The organism is Mesorhizobium sp. f-mel, from assembly GCF_053850215.1.
The window spans coordinates 1-17,398 of sequence record NZ_JBSPTO010000001.1; the positions used below are offsets into that span (position 1 = coordinate 1).

Here is a 17,398-nt window from a genome sequence, read left to right on the forward strand (position 1 = left end):
CCCACTGGAATGCCGAAACTACATCGAAAACGCCGGATACAAGTCAACCTAAATGCGAAAGGCTCTAAGAGCCGTCGAACTAATAAGTTCGTTAGCGGTATTGATTTCCTTTGACGCTCTCTCCTCAAGGTGCTGCGAATAGACTTCTGCGTAAAACTCTTCATATGAAGTCGATATTGATCCCGTCACAATTTCCGTCACATCCAGTTTTGGACGATCACTGTGACGAGTACCCACAACAGTCATGGACGGGCTAATCGGTAGATAAACCTCATACCAATCACTGGATATCCCGATCAACGGACAAATAGAACCCGACGAAGTAACAGCAAAGGTACCAGCGTCGCCCAGAACAAAATTGCGCTCGTCGCTTGGAACGACATGCCAATGGGCTGGCCTGATACTGTCCGGGCAGTGACCTCCTGAGTCGAGAAACCCACGCAACCCTTCATTGTGACCTTCATCGAATGCTGTGGTATTTTCCACAAACTCCGCCATCCGCTCAAGAGTTACGTTTGCAAGCTGCAGTGCGAAACAACGGGAGTATGCTCGAACCGGCAAGCAACGAGCCTTGGGTGTATGGATCGGCCGGCCACGCGTTGAGTTAAATGCAGCAACCTCGACGCCGTTGGTTTCAACATCGATAGGGGGCATCCACCTTCGCCAACATGTATTCAGCCAGAAGCGTTAGGCCTGCGACAGCAGCCAAGCCCAATGCTGAGCCGATATCGTCAGCGGACACCGAACAGCTTGCTGAGCCACGCCATCTGTTCGCGCTCCTGGTAGCCTTGCCCGCCTTCGTGGTTGTTGAATTCGTATTCGACCATGGTCTTGTCGCCCGCATAAGCGTTAAACGCGCCATAAACCGTAGAGGGCGGGCACACTTCGTCCATCAGGGCCACCGAAAACAGCGCTGCCGCCTTGGACTGCCGGGCGAAATTGACGCAGTCGAAATAGTTGAGCGTCTCAAAGACCTTCGCCTTCTTTTCACGATGCTGGGCCAGAAAACGAACGATTTCCAAATAGGGATCGCGCAGGGCAGTCTGCACGGCGCGCGGAAAGTCACACAGAAACGGCACGTCAGGCATTACGGCCTTGACGCGCGGGTCGATGCCGCCAACGGCGAGCGAAATACCGCCGCCCTGACTGTCTCCGCAAACCGCGATGCGTTCCGGGTCGACGAAGTCCTCCCCTGCGAGAGAATCTATCGCCCGCACTGCGTCGGTGAACAGGCGCCGGTAATAGTAGTCATTCTTATCCAGTACGCCACGCGTCATGAAGCCGGGAGCGGAAGAGGTCGAGCCGACCGGATCGGCGGTCTCGCCCACGCTCCAGTCGCCTCCCTGCCCGCGCGTATCCATTCGGAAGTATGCAAACCCTGACGCCGCCCAATGCAGCTGCTCATGCGCCAAACCGCGGCCGCCGCCATAGCCGATATACTGCACGACGAGAGGCAGCCGCCCCTTGTGATGCGTCGGCAAGATCAGCCATCCTTTGATCGGATGACCGCCAAATCCCGGAAACGTGACGTCGAAGGACTGGATCGCCTTGAGCGTTGTCTGCGCCTGCACGATGCTGACCTCGCCGCCGACCTGGCGGGCCTCGGCGATCGTCGATGTCCAAAACTGGGCAAAGTCGCCCGGCATGGCGACACTGCTGACATAAGCGCCCAATTCGGGCTGGATCAGATCTTGGAACGGCATTGTCCCTCCAGGTGTGAATCAGAAGCAATGCTGGCAATCTACTGTGCGGCGCCCGATTACACGCGCGGCACCCTTGGATCGGGCGGTAGCGGCCACATAGCTGTCCCGCTCAGCTGCCCGTCTTGATCCTGGTCCAGAGGCGGGTGAGGACGCGCTGCTCCTTGTGCCCGTATGGTGAAGTCGTAAACAGCTTTTCGAGCGTTTCCTCGTCCGGATAGACGGATGGGTTCTTGAACACCGCATCGTCGAGCAATTTCTGGGAGGCCAGATTGCCGTTGGCCGTATGCACATAGTTGGACGATTTGGCGATGACCTCCGGCTTCATCAGGTAATTGATGAACGCGTGCGCCTCCTCGACATTCTTTGCATCCGCCGGAATGGCAAGATTGTCGAGCCACATTAAGGTGCCTTCCTTCGGGATCAGATAGTTGATCGTGATTCCGTTATTTGCCTCCTCGGCGCGGTTCTTCGCTTGCAGTATGTCGCCTGACCAGCCGATGGTGATGCAGATGTCGCCATTGGCGAGGCCTTCGATATAGGCCGACGAATTGAAGGTTCGGACATAGGGGCGGATCTTCGCGTAGACCTCGCCGCCGGCCTCTAGGTCTTCGATTTTCTTGCTGTCACCGTCCTTGCCGAGGTAGTTCATGGCGATCGCGAAGAGTTCGTCAGGGGCATCGACGATATTGATGCCGCAGCTTTCCAGTTTGGCTGCATTCTCGGGGTTGAAGAGCACGTCCCAGCTGTCGATCGGCACATCGCCAAGCGCTGCCTTTACCTTGTCGACATTATAGCCAATGCCAGTGGTGCCCCACATATAGTTGACGGCATGTTCGTTGCCGGGATCGTACTTCGCCAGTTGTTTCATGACTTCGGGCCACATGTTCCCAAGGTTCGGCAGCTTGGACTTGTCGAGCTTCTGGAACACGCCGGCTTGAACCTGGCGGGCCAAGAATGGTCCGGCGGGAACCACCACGTCATAGCCGGATCCGCCGGTTAGCAGCTTGGTCTCAAGAATCTCATTCGAATCGAAGACGTCGTAGACGACCTTGATACCGGTCTCCTTGGTGAAATCATCGAGGATGGAAGTGTCGATATAATCGGACCAATTGTAGATGTTTACGACCTTGTTCTGCGCCAACGAGATGCCAGTGGAAATCAGCGCGGCCGTCATCGTGACAGCCAGTCCGAAAAGCTGTTTCTTCATGAAGTTTCTCCTGTCTTGGTTCAGCCTGCCATTCTGCCGGCAGGTCAGGTGTTCCTCTCGAGATCATTCCAGGTGGGACCCGGCAGGGTTCATTGCTGCCTTCCCAAGCTGCCGTCAAAAGCGCTGACAAAAATGTCGACCTCGTTTCGCGACCAGATCAGTGGCGGGCGCAGCTTGAGGGTGTTGGGCGTCGCTTTCCCTATGAGGATGTTTCGGCCAAGCATGTCTTCGATGAGCCGATCCGTCTGCTGAATTGCCGGCTCTTTGGTGAGGCGATCGGTCACCAGCTCGACGCCGGTCATCATCCCACGGCCGCGTATGTCGCCGATGATTTTGTGCCGTTCAGCCAGGCGACGCAGTTCTTGCCGCAGATACTCGCCTGTCTCGGCGCTCCGCCCGATCAGTTTTTCTCGCTCGATGACATCAAGCACGGCCATGCCGGCCGCGCATGCGACGGTGTTGCCGCCAAAGGTGCTGAACAACAGCGGAAAAGTGCCATTGAGGAACTGCTTCATGAGCGCCGAGCCGAGAATGACGACGCCCAGAGGGTGGCCGTTTCCGACCGGTTTACCCATCGTTATGAAGTCAATATTTTCGTCGTTGAGCCCATTTGCCCTGAACCCCCAAAAGGTTCCCATGCGGCCACACCCGGCCTGCACCTCGTCCGCGATGACGAAGCCGCCCGCTGAACGAACCTTTTCCGCAACGAGATTGAAATAGTTTTCAGGCGCCCGCAGCACCCCGCTCGAGCACAAGGCGGTGTCCACCATGAATGCCGCCGGCCTATGGCCTCTTTCGCGTAAGGCGGCTATCGCCCGGTCGGCGTCGGCCGCATATTTCTCTGCTGCTTGAGCGTCGTTGGCGTAAGGGCCGCTGTACATGTCCGGGGCCATCAGAGTTTCGATCCGGTTGGGATGCTCGGGAGGGGGAAGGTGACGCCAGCTTTCATTGGAAAGCGCCGTCGTCAGTTCGGTGCAGCCATGATAGGCCTGGTCGATGATCAGGCCGCCATCGTGCCGGCTGAGCGACATGGCTATCTGCATCGCCAGATCGTTGGCTTCGCTGCCCGAGTTGACGAAGATGCAGGTGTCGAGATGATTGGGCAGGTCGGCGGTAAGGCGCGCTGCGTACTCGACCGCCACGTCGCACATGTACCGCGTATTGGTGTTCAACGCGCTGGCCTGGCGCCAGATCGCCTTCGCCACATGCGGATGGCAATGTCCGATCTGGGGGACGTTGTTGTAGACATCCAGGTACGGAGTGCCATCGGCGGCATACATCCAGGCGCCGCGAGCGCGCGTGATGTGCAGCGGCTTGCTGTAGAAATGCCAGATCGGTCCCAGGTGGGCTTCGCGCTCATGCCTGAGCGCGTCATAGTCCTCCGCGAGACGCTCGCCATCGTTGCGCATGGCGCCATACACCGGAAACCGGCATGCGTGACGCAGCCGGCGGATTGCCTGTGCGCGACCTTGCCGGCTCAGCAACTCCATCATTCGAGGATAATGGCTGGCGTCTTCGATGTGCGCGATGCCGGATTCATCAGTAGCTTCTCTCGCTTCGACGATGACAGTGGCCATCGCGAGACGCAGAAGCATCGCATCGAAGATGAGATCGATCTCATTTTCTTCAAGCGGGCATGTCGAATCGAAGCCTGATGTCACGTCGCAAAGGTAGGCGATCGGATCGTCATCGAATTTCGAGAATGTCTCGGACGCGGTCACAATGTCCGCAACGATGGAATTGTAACCCATATCGCCAAAATCGATGATACCGACCGGCGATGTACTGTCACTTGGATCGACAAGGATATTGCCGCCATGCGAATCCTGATGCACGACTTGCCGTCGTGTCCTCAGCAACTGCGGAACGGTAAAGCGCTCGGCGCGATCGAAAATCGCCTCGCACAAATGCCGAAGCCTGACGTCGGAGATCTTTGCTATCTGCGGGCGCAAGGTGAGGGCACGTGAAATGTCCCAGAGGTGCACATTGCTGCCAGCGTATGGATGAAAGAAATCGCGAAGCGCGTAGGCGAGTCGCCCTACGAGCGCCCCTATGTTGAACCGAGTCCGGGCGGAAAACGCTTCCTCGACCCGCTCCATGACTTCGCCTGAAAGGAACGTAAGCACGCGGATCATATGCCGGGAGCCGTGCTCGTCCTCGATCCATTCATAGGCAGCACCCGCGAGCGAAGGAACAACACGAGGCACCGGAAGAGCCGGATCGCGCTCGGAGATATGGGTCAGGGCTTTGACCTGCATATCCACGACGCCTTCAGGCTCGCTTGCATTCGATATCTTGACGACGACGGCGCGACCATCGGTGCCCTCGATCCGCCACGATAGATCGCGCTCGGAAGCGAGTTGCCTGTACGTCCCCTCGATCCCATAACGGCTTTCGACCACGCGCCTTGTCGCTTCGAGCGAAAAATCGGGAAGGTTGCGAAGCAGCAGAGTATCTGCGCTCATTCCACACCCCTGAAGCCAAGGTCAGACCGCTCGACGCGGAGGCCAAGTCGCTGCTGCACATCCGGCAGGGGCGCCATTTTTGTCCTGCGCATCGCAAGCCGTGCTAGAGCCTAGACCCCCGCCGGCGCGGCAAGAATATCATTCAGAGAACCGATACATTGATTTTTACAAATGCATCCGGTGTGCCTTGATGATCGTGTCGCGGACATAGGCGACGTTGGCAGCCTGTTCACCTGCGCGCGTGGCGACCTCAATGTCGGCGAAATAGGCCTCATCGGCTATGGGAAGTCGACGCAGACGCCGCTGCTGTTCGAACAAACTCGCATAATGTGTCGGCAGAACCCCCAGGTAGGCACCCGACAGAACCATCAAAAGCTGCGCCTCGATATCAGACGTCACGCGGTTTGCCGCAGAGTTGTCGAGACGGCGGCGCCGAATCCCGTGCCAATAGCCTCTATGAACCCAGGGGTAGCCGTAACATTCGGCACTCGTAATCGCCCCTTCTTCTCGGTGAAACAACGGATGCGTTGCTCCGCAAAACACCAAATGTTCCTCCCGATACAGGATCTGATATTGCAGGCTCGCAACTTTGATGTCGGAACCGCCTATTCCGATGTCTATGTCGTTTTCCGCCACTGCCTTTGTTATGGTGTTCGGCCGCATGATCTTGAGATCCAGCTCGATTTCCGGCGCAGCTTTGGAAAGCTCGGAAATTGCGTCAGCAATCCGGAAACTTGGATCGGTCGCCAAGCAGTCGACAACCCCGACGCCGACCTTTCCCGCCAAAGCGCTTCTAACACGCGAAAGCCGGGCCGAACCGGCGTCCAGCATCCCGGTGATTTCCGTACAGATTTCGTAAACCCGCCGCCCCTCCTCCGTCAGCGAAAACCCGCGGCGTCCCCGTTCACACAACTTCACGCCAAGCCGTTGCTCAAGCGCGGTCAGATGGTTGGAGATCGTAGGCTGGCTAAGCGACAGCTCCATCTGTGCTGCGGATATGCCGCCATTGCGCGCCACGCTTTCAAAGACACGAAACAGATGGAGATCGGACCCCGATATCTTCATGCGTGCAGATTGCACCAAACGCACTGGATCGCAAATTCCTGGAGACGTCCGCAGGTAATGGAACTTCGGCGCAAGCCGTCATCCCGGCACGGAGACGGGATCGAGCCAGATTGTCCGGCTAACCTCGATGGAAGCAATACGGCTGAAACAGTGCCCATCCTTGCAGCCGATGATCAGCGACAACACCTTCCGCGCTTCCCATCAATGGACCAAGAACCTCGCATTTGCCACCGCAACTGCGGTGCGACCACGATCACGGCTGCCCGACAATGTTCAAACCATCCAGATCACGAAATGATTGCAAACTCGCGAGCTGGAGGCCGCCGATCCGGCGTTCCTGCCGGCTGCGAACTCGGTTTCACGATATCGATATCGACGGAATGATTCAGGCGGCGCCACGACCGATACTGGCAACCGACCATAACATATGACGGCGGTATTGACGCAGCGTCGAGCTTGGGAATAGATACGTGGATACAAAAATGCATAGGCCACATGCCAGCAGCCTTTTCGTCAGAACCGCGCCCATCCGTCACAGCCGAGGAGGAGGCGTACCGGCATATTCAGCAGGCCCTCCGCCTCGGTCGCTACAAACCGGGCGACAGGCTCATTCCAGAGGAGATTGCAGCCGAGATCGGCATGAGCCGCATGCCAGTGCGAGAAGCCTTTCGGCGCCTGGCCTCCGACGGGCTGGTGGTTCTGCGCCCCAATAGGGGATGTGTCGTCGCGGGCCTGACGGTTGATGAGCTTTACGAGATTTTCGAGATCCGTTCTGTCTTGGAAGGACTCGCCGTCAGACTGGCTATGCCGCGGATCGACGAGGATGAGCTTGAGGACCTCGAGCGCCTGCTCGATCGTATGGAGCGCGCCGGCCGGAGCGGCAGCAGCGACTGGGTAGTCCGCCATCAGGAATTCCATGGCCGCATCTGTGCGCTGAGCCGGAGGCCCAAGCTCATCCACCAGATTTCGGCGCTGCATGTCGCGATCGAGCCTTACATGCGCATCTGGTTCGATGACGTCGAAAAGCCGCTCTCCGCGCGCGAGGAGCATGCGACGGTGATCGCAGCATTGCGTTCGGGCGAGCCTCACCATGCGGAACAGGTGATGCAGGAACACATTCTCGGCACGGCACCTATGCTGGCCGAGTTCGTCACTCCGAGCCGGTGATCAACGCCGGCCGGACCGGAATGGCCTCGAACCGGCGAAGAGACTGGGTGCAGGTCGCAGGAACAACCAGCCATGAAAAGGGGAACCATATGAAAATTCGTCGTTTGGCCGCACTCGCGGCCGCATTCAGCATGTTCGGCTTGATGCACGCCGCACAGGCACAAGAGGCGCCAAAGGCCATCACCATCGCGAGTGAGGGGGCCTACGCTCCCTGGAACTTCACCACCGCCGACGGCAAGCTCGACGGTTTTGAGATCGAACTCGCCAACGATCTGTGCGCCCGGATGAAGGTCGAGTGTACCTTCGTCGCCCAGGACTGGGACGGGCTCATCCCTTCGCTGCAGGTCGGCAAGTTCGACGTGATCATGGCCGGCATGTTCATAACACCGAAGCGGCTAGAGGTCATCGACTTCACGCAGCCTTATGCGATCGATCCGGGCGGGTTTGCGGTCGCCAAGGACAGCGAGCTCGGGAAACTCGGTGTTTCGACTGAAAAATTCAAACTGGACGACGAAGCTGCGTCCAAGGCCGCGATCGACAAGTTGAAGCCGCTGCTGAAGGGCAAGGTGGTCGGCGTCCAGGCGGCGACGAAAATGCTCGATTTCCTGAAGACCTACTTCGCCGACACAGTAGAAATCCGCGAGTACAAGACGACCGAGCAGCATGACCTTGACCTGGCGGCCGGCCGAATCGATGCACTGTTCGCACAGCAGACAGCGCTCGCCGCGACGCTCGCAAAGCCTGAATTCGCCGATTTCACACTTGCCGGGCCGGGCTTCGTCGGCGGCCTGTTCGGCTCCGGAACTGGCGCGGGACTGCGCAAGGAAGACACCAAGCTCAAGGAGATGATGAACGTCGCGATCGACGGGGCAATCTCCGACGGCACCGTCAAGCGCCTGTCGGAAAAATGGCTGAAGGCGGATGTGACACCGGTCAAATAGGTGCATCGGACCTGCCGGCGGAACGGTGCGGGCCGTTTGCGCCGACAGCGCTCTGAAAGGCTTCAGTTCATACTATGGACATCACGCAAATTCTTGCACTGGCGCAGGGAGGCTGGGGGGCCGCCCTGCTCGTCGCATCCGGTGTCACGCTTGCGTTGTCGGTCCTCGGTTTTCTCCTCGGCGCCGTTTTCGGCGCGCTGGCGGCCGTTGGCCGGCTGTCGTCGCGCCGGATCCCCTCCTGGCTCGCGAGCGCCTACGGCACGGTGTTTCGAGGAGTGCCCGATCTACTGACGATCTATCTGCTCTACTACGGCGGCAGCATTGCGCTAACCCAGCTCGGCGAATTCTTCGGCGGCGCGGGCTTCATCGGACTGCCGACTTTTGCAACGGGTGTCCTGGCGCTCGGTATTATTTCCGGCGCGTATCAGGCCGAAGTCTATCGCGGCGCCTACCAGGCCGTGGATAGCGGCCAGTTTGATGCGTCGAAGGCGCTTGGCCTGTCCCGATTTCAATCCATGTACTTCGTCATCATGCCGCAATTGATGCGCCATGCGCTGCCGGGGCTCGGAAATGTCTGGCAGCTGGTGCTCAAGGATTCCGCACTGATTTCGGTCATTGGCCTCGTCGAGCTGATGCGGCAAGCTCAAATCGGCGCCGGATCTACACGAGAGCCGTTCATCTTCTACATAGCTGCTGGGGGGCTCTATTTCGTGATTGCGGCCATGACCGCCTCGGTCTTCCGCTACAGCGAGGCCCGGGCGTGGCGGGGCATGGTCCGCGCGTGATTGACTTCGCCTTCTTTCTGGAGATTGTTCCCACCCTTCTTTCCGGCCTGCCACTGACTTTGCAGCTTGCGGCGTCCTCGATCAGCATCGGCTTCGTCATGGCGCTGCTGCTCGCGCTTGCGCAGCAGAGAAATCACTCGGTCCTGGTCTGGCCTATCCGCGCCTTCGTAGCCGTCTTTCGCGGCACGCCTCTGCTCGTGCAGATTTTCCTTATCTATTACGGCCTCGGCCAGTTCCGTCCGTCGCTCCAGTCGGTCGGGCTCTGGTGGCTATTCCGCGAACCCTATTGGTGCGCGATCCTCGCACTCAGCCTCAATACCGCGGCCTATGGAAGCGAGATCCTGCGCGGCGCGATACAGGGCGTTCCGCGCGGCCTTGTCGAGGCCGCATCGGCTTTCGGCATGTCGCGGCTGCTCACTCTGCGCCTGGTCGTGCTGCCTCTGGCCTTGCGCCAGGCAATCCCAAGCTACAGCAACGAGATCATTCTGATGATCAAGGGCACGTCGCTTGCTTCGATCATCACGCTGCTGGAGGTCACCGGCATCGCGCAGGGGCTCATTTCCCAGACCTATCGCGCCGTCGAGGTCTTCGTGGCCGCCGGCGCGATCTATCTCACGCTCAATTTCACAATCATCTCGGTACTGAACGCGCTGGAAACCTGGCTCACACCCTACCGGGCGCGGGGCTGAGACACGCCTTTCGGCAAGACGAAGAGAATGAACCAATGCGCAACTTCGAGAAGCCAACACGATCCGTGGCCGTGTCGCGCCATACGATGGCGGCGACCTCCCACCCTTCGGCCACTCTCACTGCGCTGCAGATAATGGAAGCCGGCGGCAACGCAATGGATGCGGCCATTGCCGCCTGCGCGGTGCAGTGCGTCGTAGAACCCGGTTCGACCGGCATCGGTGGCGACTGTTTCGCGCTCTATGCGCCCGATGGCTCCGACAAGGTCATCGCCTATAACGGGTCCGGCCGGACGCCGTCGGCACTCACCGCCGACTGGTTCGATGAGCGAGGGCTGGCGGAGGTGCCGCGCCAGTCGCCAGCTGCGGTAACGATTCCCGGAGCGATCGACGCTTGGACACAGCTCCACGCTGATCATGGCCAACTCCCCTTCGCCGAGCTGTTCGTGCCCGCAATCCGCTTTGCCGACGAGGGGTACGCGATCACGCCGCGCGTCCACCGCGACTGGTCCCTCGAACAAGAACTCCTCGCCGCCGACGCCACGGCAGCGCGAATCTTCCTTCCCGGCGGACGGACGCCGAAGATCGGTGAGGTTCACCGGCAGCCGGAGTTGGCGGAAACGCTGAAACGTATTGCTGCCGAGGGACGTAGTGCCTTCTACGAAGGACCGGTCGCCGAGGACATGGTGTCCTATTTGAATTCGCACGGCGGCCTCCACACGCTGGAAGACTTCGCGAGTGCGCGCGGCGAATACGTGGCGCCGGTGACCACCAATTTTCGTGGCTACAGAATCCATGAATGTCCGCCGAACGGCCAGGGAATTATCGCCCTTCTGATCCTCAACATCCTGAGCCGCTTCGAAGCCAAGGGGGATCCGCAATCGCCGGACCGGCTGCATGTAGAGATCGAGGCGACGCGCCTTGCCTATGCCGCCCGTGACGCCTGGATTGCCGATCCGGACAAGGCGAATGTACCGGCGGATGAGTTGCTGTCGAACGCGCTGGCCGACAGGCTTGCCGCGATGATCGATCTGGAGAAGGCCCTGATCGATCTGCCTCCCTTCGAGATGCCCCTTCATCGCGACACCGTCTATATCTCGGTCGTCGACCGAAATCGAAATGCGGTAAGCTTCATCAACTCTATCTTCGACAGTTTCGGCGCCGGCCTCGTCTCGCCTCGCTCGGGCGTCGTGCTGCATAACCGCGGCCAGAGCTTCTCGCTCAAGCCCGGCCATCCGAATCTGATCGGACCGTTGAAGCGCCCGCTTCACACGATCATTCCAGGCATGGTGACGCGCAACGGCAGGGTGGAAATGCCGTTCGGCGTCATGGGCGGCTACTATCAGGCGCTCGGCCATGCCCATCTGATCTCCAAGGTCCTCGACTACGGAATGGACCTGCAGGAGGCGATCGATCTACCGCGCGTGATGCCGGCATCCGACGGAACGACAGTGGAGGCGGAGCACACGTTGGACAGCTCGACGAGAGCTGAGCTCGAGCGGCGAGGCTTCACCGTTTCTCCGGCACAGGATCCTATCGGTGGCGCGCAAGCGATTCGCATTGACTGGGAGAACGGCACTCTGACTGGTGCATCGGAACCAAGGAAAGATGGCGTTGCCCTCGGAGTCTAAGGGGCTTCCGACCCCCAGCAAGGACGGAGTTGCCTCAGCTCATTAGGAGGGAAATGGCATGGCGCGCGCAATCCTCGAGATCGATGTCCAGAAAGTCTATACCGACCCAGCTTCGCTCTTGCATTGTGTCGGCAATGCCGAAGCGATCGCCAACATCAATGCGATCGCGTCCGCGGCGCACGCAGCCGGTGATCTCGTGGTTCATGTATGCCGCGTACACCACGTACACCGTGCTGATGGCTCGGATGCCGGCCGCATGTTCGATTTCAGCGGCGAGGCCGGCGAGCTAGGGTTCGTCGCCGGCACCGAAGAGGTCGAGGACGACGCGAGACTCAAGATACCTGCCGGCGCCCTGACTATCAGCAAGCAGCGCTATTCCTGCTTCGTGGGCACGGGTCTGGAACAGATGCTGCGGGAAAGGTCGATAGACCGGATCGTCGTGACCGGGTTCATGACCAATTTCTGCTGCGAAGCCACCGCGAGGCATGCTCACGATCTCGACTTCTTCGTCGACTTCCCAGTCGATGCCACCGGATGCCCCGACCTGTCGGACACGGCGACGCAGGAAGCGGTCAAGGCGGGGACAGCGGCGACACTTGCGGCCGGCTTCGCAAGGGTCATGACAACCGCAGAATGGCTGGCGGGCTCCTGAGCTCGATTGCCCGCCATCTGAACGCAGGGCTCGCCCCGCGACAGTCACTTCCAATCCAAACGCCTGAGGGTTCGGCCACCATGCTGCTGAGGACTATTAGGGCCGGGCTGAAGCGCGTCGGCCTGGATCGCTACCTGCTCATTCTGATCTTGACGGTGGCCCTTGCCGCACTTGTTCCCGCGCAAGGCGGATTTGCGACGGCGCTTTCAAAGGTGACTTTCTGGGCGGTAGCCTTGCTGTTCTTCCTGTACGGCGCCAGACTGTCGCTGTCCGCAGCGCTCGCCGGCCTGACGAACTGGAAGCTTCAGGCAGCCTGCCGGGCCGCCACCTATATCCTCTTCCCCGTGCTTGCCCTGGGTCTTTTCGGTCTTTCGCATGACTGGTTCCCGGCCGCCGTCGGGCTCGGCTTCATGTATCTCGGTTGCCTGCCGTCCACGGTGCAGAGTTCCATTGCGTTCACATCGTAGCTGGAGGCAATGTTGCCGGGGCAGTGTGCGCGGCTTCACTATCGAATTTGATCGGCGTAGTGATTTGTCCGCTCCTGCTCGCGATAGTGCTCCATACCAGCGCGAGCGAAGGCGAGCCATTAGACGCGGTCTGGAAGATCGCGCAGCAGATTCTCCTGCCCTTCGTGATAGGCCACCTGTTGCGGCCGTTATTGGCGGACTTCCTGAACCGGAATAAGCAGGCGACCATGATCGTCGATCGCGGATCGATCCTGCTGATTGTCTATTCGGCCTTCTCCGCAGGCGTTGTCGCTGGGATCTGGCGCCGCCTTTCCTGGTCCGACATTACCCTCCTGGCCGTTCTTTGTTTTCTGCTGCTCGGTGTCGTGATGGCAGTCGTCTTCATCGTGAGCCGATTTTGCAAGCATCCCGAAGGGCGATCGTCTAGCGCTTCTTTTTTGCGGTTCGACCAAGAGCCTTGCGACAGGCCTGCCTATGGCCGGCATCTTGTTCGACCCAGCTCAAATCGCGCTCATTGTTCTGCCGCTAATTTTGTTTCACCTGATCCAGTTGTCGGTGCTGGCCGTCGTCTCCCAGCGCAGTGTCATCCGCCCCTAGGAAAACCAGGCCTTGCTACCCCATGTAGTGGCAACATCCAGCAGGCGCTTGCGCCCGACAGCGCAACCTGATCGAGCGCTTCTTCTGCAAGCTCAAGCACTTCCGACGGATTGCCACCCGCTTTGATAAGCCGGCTCGAAAACTTCCTAGCCGCCGTTCTGCTTGCCTCAACGCGCCTCTGAATCAGAACTAGACTAAGACTAGAGGAATCGCGACGCAGATTGTTCGCTGTAGTTCTCCTCGCCGCGCGGATATATCTGCTCGTGCAAAAACCGTTTCAAAAACCGTTTCAGATCACCAAATTGAAACGGTGCAGATTAGCTAAGTGTTTGAGATTGTTGGCGCGCCCGAAGAGATTCGAACTCCTGACCCCCAGATTCGTAGTCTAAGGGGAGGGTGCTGGCGGTCGGACGCGAGCCGACAAATCCGTAAGGACCGCGGATTCTAGGTCCGCTGCGGCAAACGGACCGACGAGCGCCACCGTCGTCTTCGGCAATCCGTACTCCAATCGGGCGCGTCGCCCACGCCGAATCGCGATTGGCGCGGAGCGTCGAGGCCAGGAACGCCGCCGCTGCTCGCCATCCGTATCCGGTAGCCAGCATTTTTCTGGAGACAACGCGGAGACAAAGGCGTGGCGCAAAGCGATGTCTCCAACTCGATCGCCCGGACAGATGGATCTATACCCTTGATTTTCCTGAGAAAAATTGGTGCCGCTTGCGTGACTCGAACACGCGACCCCATCATTACGAATGATGTGCTCTACCAACGGAGCTAAAGCGCCGGGGAAGCCAAGTCTTCCCAGATGCGCTGGTGATAGACGCAACGCTACGGAATGCAGTGCTTCTCGATGTCGCGGGCCGTGAACTCTGCTGCGCGTCGCCACGCTTCGTCGGTATCCCCGCGGTAGGTCAGGTATCGATCGCAGACAGGTTTGTTGTCGTTCAAATCCAGCACTGCGAACTTCACCCAGCCAACTAGCGTGCTCATCTTGTGCACCTGACCGATCAGGAGATATTTCGCGCTGACTGTTCTTGCCCGCTTGGAGAGATCGACAAGGCCGGGGTCCTTAATGGTGCACTGTTCTGCCTGACAGGGTAGTGCGACGAGGTCGATCTTCTGGTTGCCCGAAAGACCATCCTGCAACGCAACGCCAAATGCCTTCAGTCGCGCCTCGTGTTCGGCGGTCTGGTCCCTGACTTCGCCGGATGTATCCTTGAACTCGAAATCCGCGACGGCGAGGATCGTGGGCTCGGCATCGGCAAAGGCGGCCGACGCAAGCACGCCAGCGCCGATCAGCGTCAGGAAAAATCGTCCGCACTCAAAAAGTCGAAATCGAACCTCTGCGCATTGCACCTTGAGCATCTCGTTCTCCGAGGTTGGGACGATAGTCATCCCTTTGGCGGTGCCGATTGTCTCGTCGCGTTGTTGGAGGACGCGGAAAGCAAGCGCAAGGCTATCCGGTTACGTCGCAACGTCAACTTTCCGCCCGTTACTGGGTGGACTCCACCTTGGCGACAACGAGCCTGCCTTGGGCGCGCGAGATTTCGAGTGCCTGGCCGGCCCCTGCCAACTCGCCCGGGACCGAGATCACGAACGCCTGGCCCTCAGTGAGCGTCGCGACGAAGCGTACTGGCAAACTTTCTTCGCCCGCCGCCATCGTGGTGACCACCCGGTAGCCGTCAGCCGCCTCCGTGTAGTAGACGACGCCGTGAAAGTTGCCGAGATCGACGCTCCCACCCTGACGGGCCGTGAGTTCGCCGGCAGAAGCGGAACCTGCCACAACGCAAAGCGCTGCAAGAGCTGTGTATCTGAACATCGTTTTCTCCTCTATTTATGATTTGCCGTTCGGCTGGATGGTCGCCTTCGGCTGCATCCAATAAAATCACGCTGCGAGCTGATCCTCGCGGGCAGCCGCGATCATCACATTCGCGAGCAACCCGTAGGCTGCCTCCCAAGCGTCGCGAACAGCCGGTGTAAAAGCCGGACCGAGGCCGACTGCCAGCGTCTCGATGAGCGCTTGCCCGACGATCGGGTAATGACGCTCCTCGACGCCGTAGGTCACGTGACGCTTGGCGAGCACGCGCACCGTCGGGAGGACGGTGTCGGCACGGTCCAATCCGTGCACGACGAAGCCCAAGCTCGCCATCAGCTTGGCGCCTTGCTTGGTCATGTCTCTCACCGGAAACAGCGCGCGAAGGTCCGCGTCGATCGCGAACAGGCGGTCATAGAACAGCGCGGCGGCGGCCACGCGAATCGGGACGACCTCGCGAAAACTGTCCTGGACAAGTCTAATCTGGTCGGGTGTCATCGGCGACGCTCCTGCGTTCCTGGCTTGGGGTGACCATCGCCCCAAAGCGTTTCGCGTGCATGTCGCCTGCGCGCAGATGTGTTTCAGTTGTGCCTCGATGGTTTTTCAGTTCGCGCTCATTTGGCTTTAGGTAGATCGTACTGAGGGTGCCACAGGCCCCGTGCTCATCTCGCTCGATCCGGACCTGGTCACAGTTGAAAACCTAGGCGCGCGCGCCAGCTTGGAACTGCATCGGCAGTCGGTCATTATATCGGGGAGCCGGCGGCTCCTCCCCTATGCCCCCGTTCGGATGGAGAAATCATGCTGCGGATATTCATTGCTTCGTCGTTTCTTCTTGCCTTCGGTGCGCCCTCGACCACGCTCGCGCAGGACGGCAGCATCGAGAGCGAGACCGGCCGCATTGCGGTCGAGACCTTTGCCGAAGGGCTCGAACATCCCTGGGGCGCGACCTACCTGCCCGACGGCGCAATGCTGGTCACCGAGCGTCCGGGGCGCCTGCGGCTCGTCTCGACCGAGGGGGCCGTTTCCGATCCGATCGACGGTGTGCCGGACGTCCTCGCCAGCGGACAAGGTGGTCTGCTGGATGTGGCGCTCGATCCGGACTTTGCCAACAACCGGACGGTTTATCTCTCCTACTCGGAGGAACGCGGCGGCGGCGCGGCCACCTCCGTCGGCCGTGGACGTCTGGATAAGAACGGCAGCGCGCTTTCGAACTTCGAAGTGATCTTCCGGCAGGAACCAGCCGTGTCCAGCCGGCACCACTACGGCTCCCGCCTGGTATTCGCGCCGGACGGCAAGCTCTTCGTCACGCTCGGCGATCGCGGCAAGGCGCAACAGGCTCAGGACGCGAACAATCATCTCGGCACGGTCGTCCGCATCAATCCCGATGGTTCTGTGCCTGACGACAATCCTTTCGTCGGCAAGGACGGCGCCGATGAGATATGGTCCTACGGGCATCGCAATGTGCAAAGCGCAGCGATCCATCCCGAAACCCGCGTGCTCTGGACGGCGGAAATGGGACCGCGCGGCGGCGATGAGCTGAACATTCCGCAAGCGGGCAGGAATCACGGCTGGCCCGCGGTCAGCTGGGGCCGGCATTATTCGGGCGAACGCATCCCCGATCCTTCGACCCGGCCGGAGTTTGCCGACTCCATCCATAGCTGGACGCCGGTCATCTCGCCTTCCGGCATGACCTTCTACACCGGCGACATGTTTGCCGATTGGCGAGGCGACCTCCTGATTGGCGGACTTTCGGCGGAAGGCATCGTTCGTGTCAGGATCGACGGAAAGCAGGTCGCCGGCGAGGAAGTCCTCGCTCTCGGGAGGCGTATCCGAGACGTGGTGCAGGCTCCCGACGGCGCGGTAATGGCGTTGACCGACGAGCCAGCGGGAAGGATATTGCGACTGGCGCCGGCAACATCGCAGTGAGCCCATGCGGGGCGTGACAGACCTCCGATGGAAAGAAGCGCAAAGCCTTGAAAAATGAAATAGTGGTGCCGCTTAGGTGACTCGAACACCTGACCCCATCATTACGAATGATGTGCTCTACCAACTGAGCTAAAGCGGCCCGGGAAGCCGAGGCCTCCAAGATGCGCTGGGTGATAGACGCAACCCATCATAAATTCAAGATGGGTCTTGGCATTTCGTGTGGGCTCATGCCGCGCCTCAAGCGGCGGCCGCGCCGATCCACCATTCGGTGGCGCGATGCCGTACCGGCGGGTTGC

15 protein-coding genes, 3 tRNA genes and 3 pseudogenes are annotated in these 17,398 nt (G+C 59.8%); 9 read left to right on the forward strand and 12 right to left on the reverse strand.

Annotated elements, in window-relative coordinates; genetic code table 11:
• Window positions 1–48 precede the first annotated feature (48 nt).
• The 6 genes and pseudogenes from ACWUKX_RS00005 to ACWUKX_RS00030 form a co-directional block, all read right to left on the reverse strand.
• Window positions 49–654 carry a hypothetical protein gene (locus tag ACWUKX_RS00005; RefSeq protein WP_456002763.1) on the reverse strand — a complete coding sequence of 202 codons (606 nt, stop codon included), beginning with the start codon at window positions 652–654 and terminating at the stop codon, window positions 49–51.
• Between the two features lie 77 nt (window positions 655–731).
• A complete protein-coding gene (locus ACWUKX_RS00010; protein WP_456002766.1) occupies window positions 732–1,703 on the reverse strand; it encodes an acetylxylan esterase in 972 nt (323 codons plus the stop codon).
• A 109-nt stretch (window positions 1,704–1,812) separates the two neighbouring features.
• A complete protein-coding gene (locus ACWUKX_RS00015; protein WP_456004028.1) occupies window positions 1,813–2,877 on the reverse strand; it encodes a polyamine ABC transporter substrate-binding protein in 1,065 nt (354 codons plus the stop codon).
• A gap of 122 nt (window positions 2,878–2,999) precedes the next feature.
• The gene (locus tag ACWUKX_RS00020) at window positions 3,000–4,571 is read right to left on the reverse strand and encodes an aminotransferase class III-fold pyridoxal phosphate-dependent enzyme (protein WP_456004030.1); all 1,572 of its coding nucleotides are present in this window, start codon (window positions 4,569–4,571) and stop codon (window positions 3,000–3,002) included.
• Window positions 4,572–4,589: 18 nt separating this feature from the next.
• Window positions 4,590–5,375: pseudogene (locus ACWUKX_RS00025) on the reverse strand (phosphotransferase); the annotation flags it as partial.
• Between the two features lie 165 nt (window positions 5,376–5,540).
• Window positions 5,541–6,440: a LysR family transcriptional regulator gene (locus tag ACWUKX_RS00030; RefSeq protein ID WP_456002769.1), complete on the reverse strand. Its 900-nt coding sequence runs from the start codon at window positions 6,438–6,440 to the stop codon at window positions 5,541–5,543.
• A 495-nt stretch (window positions 6,441–6,935) separates the two neighbouring features.
• Here ACWUKX_RS00030 and ACWUKX_RS00035 point away from each other — a divergent pair, with 495 nt between their 5' ends.
• The 8 genes and pseudogenes from ACWUKX_RS00035 to ACWUKX_RS00070 form a co-directional block, all read left to right on the forward strand.
• The gene (locus ACWUKX_RS00035; protein WP_456002772.1) at window positions 6,936–7,607 is read left to right on the forward strand and encodes a GntR family transcriptional regulator; all 672 of its coding nucleotides are present in this window, start codon (window positions 6,936–6,938) and stop codon (window positions 7,605–7,607) included.
• A gap of 89 nt (window positions 7,608–7,696) precedes the next feature.
• Window positions 7,697–8,548 carry a transporter substrate-binding domain-containing protein gene (locus ACWUKX_RS00040; protein WP_456002775.1) on the forward strand — a complete coding sequence of 284 codons (852 nt, stop codon included), beginning with the start codon at window positions 7,697–7,699 and terminating at the stop codon, window positions 8,546–8,548.
• A gap of 74 nt (window positions 8,549–8,622) precedes the next feature.
• Complete coding sequence (locus tag ACWUKX_RS00045; RefSeq protein ID WP_456002778.1) at window positions 8,623–9,333, forward strand: ABC transporter permease; 711 nt, start codon at window positions 8,623–8,625, stop codon at window positions 9,331–9,333.
• Window positions 9,330–10,022, forward strand: a complete 693-nt coding sequence (locus ACWUKX_RS00050; RefSeq protein ID WP_456002781.1) for an ABC transporter permease — start codon at window positions 9,330–9,332, stop codon at window positions 10,020–10,022. The genes ACWUKX_RS00045 and ACWUKX_RS00050 overlap by 4 nt, the downstream gene beginning before the upstream one ends.
• Window positions 10,023–10,057: 35 nt before the next feature.
• Entirely contained in the window at window positions 10,058–11,650 is a 1,593-nt protein-coding gene (gene ggt, locus ACWUKX_RS00055; protein WP_456002784.1) for a gamma-glutamyltransferase, read from the forward strand.
• 58 nt (window positions 11,651–11,708) lie between these two features.
• Entirely contained in the window at window positions 11,709–12,302 is a 594-nt protein-coding gene (locus ACWUKX_RS00060) for a cysteine hydrolase family protein (protein ID WP_456002786.1), read from the forward strand.
• A gap of 80 nt (window positions 12,303–12,382) precedes the next feature.
• Window positions 12,383–13,437 (forward strand): annotated as a pseudogene (locus ACWUKX_RS00065) (bile acid:sodium symporter family protein).
• Window positions 13,422–13,548: pseudogene (locus ACWUKX_RS00070) on the forward strand (IS5/IS1182 family transposase); the annotation flags it as partial. The pseudogenes ACWUKX_RS00065 and ACWUKX_RS00070, both read left to right, overlap by 16 nt.
• 157 nt (window positions 13,549–13,705) lie before the next feature.
• Here the strand turns inward: ACWUKX_RS00070 and ACWUKX_RS00075 are convergent.
• From ACWUKX_RS00075 to ACWUKX_RS00095, 5 genes are all read right to left on the reverse strand, one after another.
• Window positions 13,706–13,844 (reverse strand) — tRNA-Arg (locus tag ACWUKX_RS00075).
• A gap of 227 nt (window positions 13,845–14,071) precedes the next feature.
• Window positions 14,072–14,147: transfer RNA gene (locus ACWUKX_RS00080), tRNA-Thr, on the reverse strand.
• A gap of 44 nt (window positions 14,148–14,191) precedes the next feature.
• A complete protein-coding gene (locus tag ACWUKX_RS00085; protein WP_456002788.1) occupies window positions 14,192–14,728 on the reverse strand; it encodes a DUF2380 domain-containing protein in 537 nt (178 codons plus the stop codon).
• A 127-nt stretch (window positions 14,729–14,855) separates the two neighbouring features.
• Window positions 14,856–15,182: a hypothetical protein gene (locus tag ACWUKX_RS00090; RefSeq protein ID WP_456002790.1), complete on the reverse strand. Its 327-nt coding sequence runs from the start codon at window positions 15,180–15,182 to the stop codon at window positions 14,856–14,858.
• A 66-nt stretch (window positions 15,183–15,248) separates the two neighbouring features.
• Entirely contained in the window at window positions 15,249–15,674 is a 426-nt protein-coding gene (locus ACWUKX_RS00095) for a globin family protein (RefSeq protein WP_456002792.1), read from the reverse strand.
• A gap of 300 nt (window positions 15,675–15,974) precedes the next feature.
• Between ACWUKX_RS00095 and ACWUKX_RS00100 the strand changes: the two genes are divergently transcribed.
• On the forward strand, window positions 15,975–17,102 hold the full coding sequence (locus ACWUKX_RS00100) for a PQQ-dependent sugar dehydrogenase (RefSeq protein WP_456002794.1): 1,128 nt from the start codon (window positions 15,975–15,977) through the stop codon (window positions 17,100–17,102).
• Between the two features lie 63 nt (window positions 17,103–17,165).
• On the opposite strand, the gene ACWUKX_RS00105 is transcribed toward ACWUKX_RS00100, so the two are convergent.
• Window positions 17,166–17,241, reverse strand: a tRNA-Thr gene (locus ACWUKX_RS00105).
• Window positions 17,242–17,398 lie beyond the last annotated feature (157 nt).